The sequence below is a fragment of the Vibrio sp. 1069 genome (assembly GCF_033340555.1).
Map to the genome: position 1 here is coordinate 1 of NZ_JAWOWP010000395.1, position 694 is coordinate 694.

Annotated in this window: 1 protein-coding gene; it reads right to left on the minus strand. The window is 46.5% G+C overall.

Annotated features, from left to right (window positions below):
* The coding region (locus R7040_RS26740; RefSeq protein WP_318097626.1) for an ATP-binding cassette domain-containing protein at positions 1 to 694 on the minus strand (694 nt) is incomplete at both ends.

Below are 694 nucleotides of genomic sequence, written 5' to 3' on the forward strand. Positions count from 1 at the left end.
CTCATCAAGCAAGATAAACGACGGTTCCAAAATCAAGGCTCGTGCAATCGCAATACGTTGACGTTGCCCACCGGAAAATTCGTGCGGATAGCGGTTTATAGATGCGGGATCCAAACGTACTTCGCGCAGAACATCACGCGCTTTTTGCATGCGTTCTTTCTTGTTTAAATATGGTCGGTGGACGGTTAACCCTTCAGTGATGATTTCCCCGATGGTCATACGTGGTGAAAGCGAACCGTATGGATCTTGGAACACCATTTGTACGTCTTTTTTCAGATCGAACCGCTCTTTATCACTGAGTGAGGCCATGTTTTGACCTTTAAACTCAATTTTTCCGGTAGACGGTAGCAAACCGATCAACGCGCGCCCTAACGTGGATTTACCCGAACCGGATTCACCAACAATGCCTAGTGTTTCGCCCTGTTTCAGTTGTAACGAAATGCCTTTTACCGCTTCGAAGTACTCGCTTTTGCTTGGGATAAAGTGAGGCGTCACCAAAAACTTCACACGAATGTCTTCAGCGTTGAGCAATTCCGACGCTTTCTCATCAACGGGGGTTTTGCTTCCTTTCGGAATCGAGTTAATCAGCATTTTGGTGTATTCATGCTGAGGTTCAGAAAACAAGTGCTCAGTGAAGCCTTCTTCAACGACCTCACCTTTGCACATCACCAACACACGATCGGCAAAGTGTTTC